Origin of the sequence: Bifidobacterium tibiigranuli, assembly GCF_009371885.1 — a bacterium.
Taxonomy (GTDB): Bacteria; Actinomycetota; Actinomycetes; order Actinomycetales; family Bifidobacteriaceae; genus Bifidobacterium; species Bifidobacterium tibiigranuli.
Window position 1 is genome coordinate 24428 of sequence record NZ_QLZA01000015.1, and the last position, 11142, is coordinate 35569.

Here is an 11142-nt window from a genome sequence, read left to right on the forward strand (position 1 = left end):
TACATTCGCGATTACGCCCGTGCCTCTCGCATAGCGCCCATGACGCTGCTAGTGGATGTGCTGACCCGCGTGAGCGTAGTCGCCCCGCCCAACGTGGTGCTGCCACCCTTGGTGGGTGCCGCTCCCGGCTCACTGAACATGTTCGTGGCCGTGGTTGGTGGCCCCGGCAGTGGCAAGGGTATTGCGAGCGCCGCCGCCGCTCAGCTGATGCCGGATATCCGTGGCGCGGTGACCACCCAGCCGGCGTCGGGTGAGGGGCTGGCTGCCATTTATGCGAACCGTGTGCCCATCCCCGAGGAGGAAGGGGGCCATAAGGGCGAGACACGTATCCACTGCGTGACGCCCCGAGCGCTGCTGTCCATCGAGGAGATCGGCGCTCTGGGTGGTGCCAGCAGTCGCCAGGGCAGTACGGTGCTTCCCACGTTGTGCAGCGCGTGGAGCGGAGAGCCGTTGGGCGCGTTCAACAAGATGGAGAGTAATCGACTGACCGTGCCCGCTCATGCGTATCGGCTGGGGCTGACGGTTGGTGTGCAGCCTGCAGCGGCATCCACCCTGTTCGACGGCGTGGGTACGGGACTGCCTCAGCGCTTTCTGTGGGCTGAGACCATCGACCTACAGGCGCCCGAACATCGTCCAGACCGGCCCGCTGGCAGCCTGCCGTGCGACCTATCGGCCATCCCCTGCGACCCACAGCCCAACACGTTGGACGCGATCTATCAGGCAGGTACGATACGCGGCGCACTGGGCTATACGACGATCGAACTCGGGTTCCCGGACGAAGCGTACAGGGAGTCGGATATGCGACGGTTGGCGGTGCTGCACGGTGCCGGTGTCCAGCCGCTCGACTCGCATGCCATGCAGGTGAAAGCCAAGGTCTCCGCACTGCTCGCCCTCATGGACGGTCGTATGACCGTGAGTGTGGAGGACTGGCAGCTGGCCGGACAGATCATGGACGAATCGACCCGGGTGCGTGACCGGTGTCTGGAGCTCATGCACTCGGAGATGCAGCGGCAGAAAGCCGACTACATCGCAGACAGCGACGAGGCACGGGCGCAAGCTGAGTCGAGAAAACTCGAGACGGCGAAACGCTCCGTGCTCAGCCAGCTCGAACGTCACGATCCCGGCCATGAGGGCATCAAGGGCTATGACATATCCCGAATGCTTGGACGCAACGGGAAGTCGGCCTACGACGCCATCGAAGCGCTATATGAGGCGGGTGAACTCGACATGATTCTGGATGGCGACAGGACATCGAACAAGATGTGGGCATTGTCCTCATGACGATATGCATGTTAGAGCGTTAGAGCGTTAGAGCCGTTCTCCCGCAATGGTTCCGGCATGTTAGAGAGAAAATAGTGTGTTAGACACCATCTAACGCTCTAACATATGCTCTCTAACACGAAACCCCAATGATTGCAACGTGTCTAACACTCTAACGTCTCTAACAGGCAATCGTGATGGTTATATAGTCCACACAACAAACGGTATCCATGAACGAGGGATACGGGAAAGGAAACAAGCATGAACCATAATCCAAGCCCGGACACGAGATTCGGAGCCAAGCGAGGCAACAAACCCTACGGTGGCAGTCACTGGCGGATAGAAGACACCCCACGCTACAAGCTGGAGCGATTGACCTACCTCACCGAAGCCGAGATACAGGCCATCGTGGCCGACCCGGGCGCGCCATTATTCGACCGGCAGATCGGCGAAGCGCTGATGCATGCGAACTGGAACACGCTGGAGCGCATCATCAACCAGGTGTACGGCCCACCCGTGCAGCGTATCGAGCAGACGGACATGCCAGCCCCAACACCACTACTCGACCTCGACGCCATAAAGGCGAAAGCGAAGATGTTGAACACGGCGCAGGCCGGTGAGATTCGGAGAAAGGGAACCGATGACTAATGGAAGAAGCCCCAGAAGCGGGACGGAACCGCCGAGGTCACATCGTTTCGGACAGCCCGACGCCAACCCCACAGGCGACCAGCGGACAGCGGCGCTCGCCCACGCCACCAAACGGCACGCCACCGAGATACTGGCCGAGGCGCTGGACGCGGACGAGGACGGTTTCAACGCCATCGTCGATGACCCCAAGACCCCGTTCGTCGTGAGGCAACTGCTCAACGCCTTCAGGGGCGACGGACAGCTCAGCGCCATGGGCGTGAAGACGCTGCTTGCCATCTGGCAACAGGTGTTCGGCTCACCGACCCAGACGGTCAGGCAGGAGACCATGCCGGACGTGCTCAACCCCGACGTTGCGGAACGGCTTGGCAGTGGGGAGGTGAACTACATCGCCTCCGTGAAGTACCCGCCTAATGGCGATGCGCTGCCGGGGTGGGTGATCGACCCCCGGAACGGTAACACGCTCATGGTGCTGGAGGACCCGGACGATCGCGAGCGCGGCAGGTTCATCACCGTGCATGCCGGGGGACGCCCCGAACGCGATGAATGATAGCCGACGCGCGGCTGTAACGGCCCCGTGCATCAATCCCAGCCGATTGGTCGCGGGGCCTTCGCCATGCCCGCAGAAGCCCGGTATCGACGCCCACACGCTATCTACGAAGCAAGATAGTAGGCGAGCGCAAGCGGGCGTATGAGATGGGCATATGAAAACACGTCGTTGGTACAACTAAACCCAGCTAAGACCCACGAGACCTCCCGAAGTGTTCTGTTGAACAGGCCGGGAGGCCTTGTGCCTCTAGACAGTACCCCCTGAGAGAGTCGAACTCTCGTTGTCAGATTGAAAGTCTGGTGTCCTAACCGTTAGACGAAGGGGGCTAACAAACTCGCCTATCTTACATAATTGCGCAGCTGGGCGCAAGACGGCGTGTTGTCGTTCGATATTGGGCGGTGTCGGGCGGTGGTTGGTATCTTCCGCCGGTGCTCGCCACAGTCTCGACAGCATCGCAGGAACAGTACGCCCGACAATGGCGTTGCCGCAACGCGTGAAGCTGCGACGGCGCAGCCATCCAATGCTCCCGATGACCGCGTCAAGGGATTTCGCTCATGGAAGAAACGAAATTGCGTCGGCTGGCGTGGCGCGGAAGTCGCGTGCAGGCTTTCATGAATCATCACAAGGGTGCAGACCGGAATCCAGCGAGCCCGTGGGACACCGTCAAGCCATTTTCGCATTGACTAATGCGAAACTTTGGTTACCGTGAAAGGTGTGGCAATTGCTCTGGGATCATCGCATTGATTCGGTGATTTGTCACGGGATAATACAACATAGTGCGCAGTCGATGACGATATGTTTGCCGGCTGCATGAACAGATATGGCTGCGGGCGACGGCGCTTGCCGGTTGCAACAGTCTGTGCGTAAAACGTAAAAGTGGTCCCTACCTGCGGTGCCTGCGACGGCTGGAACTGCGAAAGTCATGGCAGAGTCATGTCAGACAAATCAAACAGAGAAAATACAAAATACAACAATAAATAACAACAATATAGTAGAAGAGGTTCTTATATGAGCGAACCGAAGAAGATCATCGTTGTCGGGTCATCGCATGGCGGGTACGAGGCTGTGCAGCAAGTGCTGCAGGATGCCCCGGACGCCGAGATTCAATGGTATGAGAAGGGATCGTTCCTGTCCTTCCTCTCGTGCGGCATGCAGCTGTATCTTGAGGGTGTCGTCAAGGACGTCAATTCGGTCAGGTACGCCACCGAGGAGGGCGAGAGCGCCAAAGGCGTGCATGTGTTCACGCAGCAGGAGGTCGTTTCGGTGGCTGCGACGCGGTACAGTGTGCATGTCGTCGACCATGCCACAGGCGACGAGCGTGACGAGTCCTATGACAGGCTCATCCTCAGCCCGGGCGCGGTGCCGGCCAGCATCCCCGTCGAAGGCAATGATCTGGCGAATATCTATGCGATGCGCGGTCGGGATTGGGCCATCAAGCTCAAGGCGGCCACGGTCAACCCGGATATCAACGACGTGGTGATCATCGGCGCGGGCTACATCGGCATCGAAGCCGCCGAGGTGTTTGCCAAAGCGGGCAAGCGCGTTACCGTCATCGAGATGCAGTCCAGAGTGCTGGCCGCGTATCTGGATTCCGAGTTCACCGATATCCTCGCTGACACGCTCAGCGAGCACGGCATTACGCCGGCCACCGGTCAGCGCGTGCAGCGTTTCGAAGGTGTTGACGGCAAGATTGCGCGAGTCGTCACCGATAAGGCAACGTATCCGGCGGATCTGGTCATCGAATCGGCCGGCGTGCGCGCCAACACCGATTGGCTTGATGGCGTGGTGGAGCGCGACGAGCATGGATTGATTGTTGTGGACGATCATCAGGCGACGAGCGTGGCCGATATCTATGCGGTCGGCGACGCCACCGAAGTCCGTTTCGCCCCGACCGGCGGCAAGGCGCATATCGCGCTGGCCACCAATGCTCGCAGGCAAGGCAGAATCGCCGCGCGGAACGCGCTCGGCGAAGACGTATCGTTCACCCCGGTATCCGGTTCGTCGGCGCTGTCCGTGTTCGAGTACAAGTTCGCTTCCACCGGCATCAAGGAGTACACGGCCTCGGATTACGGCGTCACCGCGAAATCCGTCTTCGTCGGAGACCTCTACCGTCCGCCATTCGTGCCCGACGACGCGGGCAACGCCCCCGTGTACTTCAAGCTGACCTATGCGCCCGAAGACGGCCGTGTGCTCGGCGCCCAGATCATGAGCACCCAGAACGTCACCGCCAACATCAACACGATCGCGCTCGCTATCCAGCTGCACGCAACCGTGCAAGACCTGGCCTACGCCGACTTCTTCTTCCAGCCCGGTCTCAACCGCCCTTGGAGCATCATCAACATCGCCGCGCAGCAGGCGGCGCGGGGGATTGGGAGGTGAACGGGTTTTCCGATGCTATGTCGCTTTGCATCGCGTGTAGGGGAAATGACGCTGTGAAGTAGCAGACGCGCGTATATGCAAATATCTGGGAACATGCAAATACTGTTGCCGTGTTGCGCCGCTAGAACCGGATTAAAATATCTTCGGTTTTGGCGACGCTGCGCGGCGTTTTGTTTGGCGTTCCGGCGTCATGTTTTGCGGAGCATTTAGGCTGCGTTTACTGCCTATACCTGTGATGGCTGAGTGGGAGTAAAGTGAGCACCGGCTGTGAGAATCAAACTGATGAGGCTTGGACGAAAGTGGAGTCGGAGGCTGCAAGATGAATACGGTGCCGTCGTGGGAGGGTTTCAATGTCTTCGTATTGAAGGCTTTGGCTTCTGGCGCTGTTTTCGCACGGCGTGATTTATGCAAAGTGGTTTTGTCCCTTGCGAACCTTGATGATGAGCAGCGTTCAGTCACGTTGGCTAATGGCGATTCAATAGCGCAGAACCGAATCGGCTGGTCGATTTCGTATCTGAATCGTGTCGACGCTATAGATCGTCCTGCACGCGCGCAGTATTGCATCACCGAAAAGGGCCGGGAGTTGCTGCGTTCGCATCCTCAGGGAATCGGGGAAAAGGATCTGCGATTGCTTGCGAAACCAGACGATCAGTGGTGGGTGACGAAGAAATCGACGGGAACGTTCGGCGTTGCCGACGACGCTGATGCTGATGGCAATGCCGTGGGAACCGACACAGATACGCGCCTCGATCCTATCGAACAAATACAGCAGGGCATCGCACGCATCAATGATGAAGTATCGGCGGCGTTGCTGTCGCGGTTGCAGGGAAAGGAGCCTGCGTTCTTCGAGAAGACCGTCGTCGATCTTCTTCTAGCTATGGGATACGGCGGTGCTCATGGCAAGGGCACAGTCACGCAGCTGACCAATGACGGCGGCATCGACGGGGTCATTGATCAGGATGCTCTCGGGCTGAACCAGATTTTCGTGCAGGCAAAACGATATTCGCGATCGAACACTGTCGAGCGCCCTGAGGTTCAGAGCTTTGTTGGCGCGTTGAGCGGGAAGGCGGATCGTGGCCTGTTTATCACGACCAATACCTTCTCAAAAGGTGCGGTCGAATATGCACGCAATGTGCCCACGCGAGTCATACTCATTGACGGGCATCAACTCACCCAGCTCATGATCAGATACGAAGTCGGCGTCCAGGTGACGCATGCGTATCGGGTCGTTGGGCTCGATGAGGATTTCTTTGTGTGAGGGGTTTGCCTCGGTGGTTTCCAAATCCTATTTGTACGGTCAACGGGGATCGTCACTTGGGGTGCACTTCAGTTATGTATGAGGCTTTCAGAAATGGTGGCAGTCATAGGTTGTGTGTGAATCTGGTAGATGGCGATTCTCGAGAATACGTATGGCGGGAACCAGCTTCGCCATTTGTTGAATCTGAGAGCCTGGTTTGAGAGCATATTCGGCAAAGCAAGCGTTCCGATTGCAAGTAGAGCATTTATCGTACATCAATATATTTTGTAATTTTCAGAAGGCACTGAATAAAGTGTGATACACTTAATGCAAATGAACGGTAGGCAGGAAGGCGGGCAGGCAGCATGGCGAAACACCTGAGTGACATAGCTGAGCTGACGAGCGGCTCTCCGCAATTCAGAATCACTGAGTCTGCCGCTCCGAATACTCCTGTATATAAGTTCTATGAGCAGTCCGATATCGCGGACGATCTTACGGGGATCGATTCGCGGCATGATACAGGATCATCTGCACGCAATGCCCGAAAGCAAGTTCATACGAACGATTCGGTAAAAACGCTGAGCGAGGGCGACATTATATTCAGCCTCATTTCGGGAGAAGCTGCTATAATTCGTCGCAACCACGCCGGCCTGCTGTATACGCAGAACTACGTGAAAATTACTCTGCATGCCAGCAAGCGCGAAGAAGCGATTGCCGCACGGTATCTTGTCTATCTGATCAACAATGATGCGAATCTCAATAGGCAGTTGCACCGGGGTCTCCAAGGCTCGCAAGTGCTGAAATATACCGTCAAGCAGCTTAGTGAACTGAAGCTGCAGCAGCAGCCGCCGTTCGAGACGCAACAGCTCCTCGGCAACGTATATTTCGATCAGCTACGACTTGCGGCGCTCCGCCATCGAGTCGCCGACAATTCATCCATTCTTATTCTCAACATGATGAAAGAAGCTCTGCAATGACCGTCGACCAGAATGACCACAGTGAGAACAGGTTCGAAGAGGACCTTATTCAATACCTCTGCAGGAATGGTCTGTCGAAGGCGCAGATTTTGGGGTCAGGCTCAACATCGGGTCAGGTGCACAAGACTTCTAACTACCTCTCTACAACAAAGTTCTGGAACTACGAGCCGCATATCAAAACGACCGAGCAGCTATGGGCGAATTTCAAGGCGATTCTTGAAAGGCATAATCAAAACACGCTTGATCATCCGCTCAGCGTCGTTGAATTCGCCCAAGTCAGGAACACGATTTCGAACCTGAGTACTCCGTATCAGGCGGGCCAGTTCCTGTACGGTCTCAACGGTGTTTCGCAGATCGAAGTGGATCTGGACGATGGCCGTCATGTATTTCTTACAGTGTTCGACCAGAAGCAGATCGGCGCAGGGGACACGATCTACCAAGTGGTGAATCAGATCGAGCGTCCTGCGGTCATCGCAGGAATGAAAGATCGTCGATTCGATACGACCTTGCTTATCAACGGACTTCCGATTATCCAGATCGAAGAGAAGTGCGATACGCACGACGTCAACGAGGCAATCAATCAGATGGAGCAGTATATCGTGGAGAATCAGTATCACGATATCTTCTCCACACTGCAGATTCTTGTGGCTATGACGCCGAACGATACGAAATACATGGCGAACACGACCGCAGATCAGTTCAATAAGGATTTTGCTTTCCGCTGGCAGCGCGAGAGCGACAATGAGCCGGTGCGGCAATGGCGCGGTTTCGCCGATTCCATGCTGTCAATCCCTATGGCTCACCAGATGGCAACGAATTTCATGATCCTGGACGGTACGCCGAACAAGCAGATGATCAAGGCGATGCGCCCGTATCAGGTATATGCCACGCAGCGGGTCTTGAGCAAGCTTAAGTACGCGGATTTTGAGACCGCGACCAATAAAATCGGCTACGTCTGGCACACCACCGGCTCAGGGAAGACCATCACGAGCTTCAAAACGGCATGGTTGACGAGCCGCCTGCCGAATGTCGACAAGGTCGTATTTCTTGTCGACCGTATCGCGTTGACGAAGCAGACGCTGAACAAGTATCAGGCATATGATCCCGATGCTGGCGAGGATGCGATTGGCAGTGTGAAAGACACGAATAACACCAACGATCTGAGTCGTAAGCTCAAGTCCAAGGATGGCGGCATCATCGTCACTTCCGTGCAGAAGCTCGATACGCTGGTCAAGCGCAATTCGTTCAAGGCTCCTGACAAGAATATCGTTTTCGTGGTCGATGAGGCTCATCGTTCGACCGGCGGCGGTTCGTTCAAGAATATTCAGAAGAAATTCCCGCGCTCAGCATGGGTCGGGTACACGGGTACGCCTATGTTCGACGAAACCGCCACCGGCGTGCGAACCGAGGATATTTTCGGGCCGCTGCTGCACGCATATACGATTCGTGAGGCAATTGCCGATCGTAATGTCTTGGGCTTCAAAGTCGATTTCCGCACCACAATCGACGAAGACAAAATGAAAGAGAAGTATCTGCCCGGCTTCTATCATGGTCGCCATCCAAATTGGACCGAAGCGCAGATTCAGAACAAGATAACGAATCTGACTCAGGACGATATGGATGACGCCGTGGAACCCAGCTTCTACGACAACAACAATGAGCACATCGGGCTCGTGGTCGCAGACATTTTCAAGAACTGGCGCAATCGCTCGAATGAAGGCAAATACAATGCTTTGTTCACTACGCATGTCGGCGGGGGAGCGGCAAGCACCCCGATGGCGATGAAGTATTTCAAGGAGTTCCAACGGGTCAATGCTGAGCATCGGCAAAACGGCGGGCTGGTGCTGAAAGTTGCCGTTACCTTCAGCTACAACACGACGAATGACAAGAATATGGTCGAGTCCAATACGGGTCTGACCCAGGCTGTGCAGGAATACAACAAGGAATTCGGCACCTCCTTCGGCATGGACGATATCGCTGGCTATACGGCGGACGTCACGTCGCGGCTTGATAGGACGGCATTCGATAAGCACTATCTTGATTTGGTGATCGTCGTAGACCAACTGCTCACCGGTTTTGACGCACCACAACTCAATACCTTGTATGTTGACCGCACACTGAAAGGCGCGGGCCTGATTCAGGCGTATTCACGTACCAACCGTATTGAGGATATGAATGACAAACCGTTTGGCCGCATCATCAACTATCGCTGGCCGTCGTATGCGGAAAAGCTCATGAATAAGGCGCTGGTGATTTATGCCAACAGGAGTTCGGCTGAGCTGTCGCAGGAAGGGCAGACGACGACGCTGCAGAAAGAAGGCGTTCTTGCAAAGACGTTTGATGAGACGCTGACAGATGTCAAGTCCAAAGTCGACAAACTGCAGGATCTGACCGACGATTTCCAGCGGGTCCCGGCTTCTGAGAAACAGCAGGACTATATGGCTGACGTGTTACGTGAATACAATGCCGGTGTGGCGCAGCTCAAGCAGTTCACGCCCGATCAGATCGACGGGGAGATGACCGGATTCGACTACGATTCGCCTGATGGTTTGATTATTGCGCTGGGCATGACGGCCGAGCAGGAGAAGACGTTGACCGTTGCGCTCGCCAATGACCTCAAACAGCGTATAGCCGAAAGAAAGAAGATTCCTCTCCCGCAAATCGACTTTCGCATGACCCATATCAAGGACGTGAAAGTTGATTATGACTACCTCACGGAGCTTATTGAGCAGTTGCTGAACGAAGTGCATGAAGGCCGTCATGACGATGCTGCCGACACGCAGGAGAAGATCAGGCAATTCGCTAATGGGTTGGAAGACCGGCAGTACGCCAACCAGATTGTCAACGCGGCGGACGCCATTGCGCGCGGCGATTACCCTACGGATTCTTCTGACGTGAGTTACCCGGTCAAGTTCAAGAGCAGCGATGACGCCCAGAAGACCATTCGTCACGCCAATACGGTGACACTGCTCAGGCAGCTTCAGGATTTCAGAATCAAGTGGGGCATCGTCGATGTCATCAGCAGCGCTAAGATGCGTGAGCTGTTCAGCAGACATCATTATGACATGCAGGATTTGGATGATACAGGCCAGATTCGCGAAATTGTCGCTCAGGGCAGCAATGATTACCGTTCATTGGCCCACGACGAAGGCGTTCAGCATTTGTCGAAGATCAAGTACCGCAGTGGATTGCGCGAGGCGATCTATGCGTTGGCGGATGATCTGATTCAAACCGGGACTGTTGGAGAGTAAAGGATATTCGATGCATATGTTGATGCTTGGTGAGAGAAGGACGAAATGACCGAAGAACAAGCGCGAGTACCTAAGTTGCGGTTCCCTAGTTTTACTGATGCTTGGGAACAGCGGAAGTTGTCAGAAGTTAGTGAAAGGGTACGAGGAAATGACGGAAGAATGGATTTACCGACTCTCACTATTTCAGCGGGGAGTGGTTGGCTTGACCAGTGTGAACGGTTTTCAGGAAATATAGCCGGTAAAGAACAGAAAAAGTATACATTACTGAAAAAAGGACAACTTTCATACAATCACGGAAATTCAAAACTGGCGAAGTTTGGTGCAGTTTTTGAGCTAAGAACGTATGAAGAAGCTCTTGTGCCACATGTTTATCATAGTTTTCAAACAAATGAACTAGCGATTGCCGATTTCATCGAGTATTTGTTTGATACAAAACGTCCCGACAAAGAGCTTGGTAAATTGGTTTCATCAGGAGCTCGTATGGATGGGTTATTGAACATTAACTTTGATGACTTTACGGGTATCAAATTTTTATTGCCTTCTGTCGAAGAACAAAAAAAAATCGCTCGATTATTGAGAGATGTAGACGACCTCATCGCTGTTCACCGGCGTAAGCTTTCGCATCTCGATTTGTTGAAGAAAGGGTTGCTTCAAGAAATGTTCCCGAAGCAGGGTGAAGCATATCCCGAAATTCGTTTCCCTGGCTTCACTGATGATTGGGAACAGCGGAAGCTGGGGGATTTGCTGGAAGAGCGGAACTCACAACGCTCTCAAAGCAATAGCTATCCGCTAGTGTCGTTTACTGTCGAAAATGGTGTTACTCCTAAGACTGATCGGTATCAG

Annotated in this window: 8 protein-coding genes and 1 tRNA gene; 8 read left to right on the forward strand and 1 reads right to left on the reverse strand. The window is 54.9% G+C overall.

Translation table 11 applies throughout. The features are described from left to right. Positions 1 to 39: 39 nt before the first annotated feature. The 3 genes from DDF78_RS11360 (at position 40) to DDF78_RS11370 (ending at position 2455) form a co-directional block, all read left to right on the forward strand. The gene (locus DDF78_RS11360) at positions 40 to 1281 is read left to right on the forward strand and encodes a YfjI family protein (protein WP_152581036.1); all 1242 of its coding nucleotides are present in this window, start codon (positions 40 to 42) and stop codon (positions 1279 to 1281) included. Positions 1282 to 1521: 240 nt separating this feature from the next. Next, entirely contained in the window at positions 1522 to 1908 is a 387-nt protein-coding gene (locus tag DDF78_RS11365) for a hypothetical protein (RefSeq protein ID WP_033513772.1), read from the forward strand. Continuing rightward, on the forward strand, positions 1901 to 2455 hold the full coding sequence (locus DDF78_RS11370) for a hypothetical protein (RefSeq protein WP_152581037.1): 555 nt from the start codon (positions 1901 to 1903) through the stop codon (positions 2453 to 2455). Before DDF78_RS11365 ends, DDF78_RS11370 begins: the two co-directional genes overlap by 8 nt. 254 nt (positions 2456 to 2709) lie before the next feature. On the opposite strand, the gene DDF78_RS11375 is transcribed toward DDF78_RS11370, so the two are convergent. Beyond that, positions 2710 to 2781: transfer RNA gene (locus tag DDF78_RS11375), tRNA-Glu, on the reverse strand. A gap of 682 nt (positions 2782 to 3463) precedes the next feature. Here DDF78_RS11375 and DDF78_RS11380 point away from each other — a divergent pair. The 5 genes from DDF78_RS11380 to DDF78_RS11400 form a co-directional block, all read left to right on the forward strand. Beyond that, positions 3464 to 4834, forward strand: coding sequence for an FAD-dependent oxidoreductase (locus DDF78_RS11380; protein ID WP_152581038.1), 1371 nt, complete (start codon positions 3464 to 3466; stop codon positions 4832 to 4834). A 319-nt stretch (positions 4835 to 5153) separates the two neighbouring features. Beyond that, positions 5154 to 6092, forward strand: coding sequence for a restriction endonuclease (locus tag DDF78_RS11385; RefSeq protein ID WP_152581039.1), 939 nt, complete (start codon positions 5154 to 5156; stop codon positions 6090 to 6092). A 344-nt stretch (positions 6093 to 6436) separates the two neighbouring features. Continuing rightward, positions 6437 to 7048, forward strand: a complete 612-nt coding sequence (locus DDF78_RS11390; protein ID WP_152581040.1) for a restriction endonuclease subunit S domain-containing protein — start codon at positions 6437 to 6439, stop codon at positions 7046 to 7048. Beyond that, the gene (locus DDF78_RS11395) at positions 7045 to 10299 is read left to right on the forward strand and encodes a type I restriction endonuclease subunit R (protein ID WP_152581041.1); all 3255 of its coding nucleotides are present in this window, start codon (positions 7045 to 7047) and stop codon (positions 10297 to 10299) included. The genes DDF78_RS11390 and DDF78_RS11395 overlap by 4 nt, the downstream gene beginning before the upstream one ends. A 45-nt stretch (positions 10300 to 10344) precedes the next feature. After that, positions 10345 to 11142: restriction endonuclease subunit S (locus tag DDF78_RS11400; protein ID WP_152587874.1), on the forward strand; the 798-nt coding region annotated here is incomplete at its 3' end.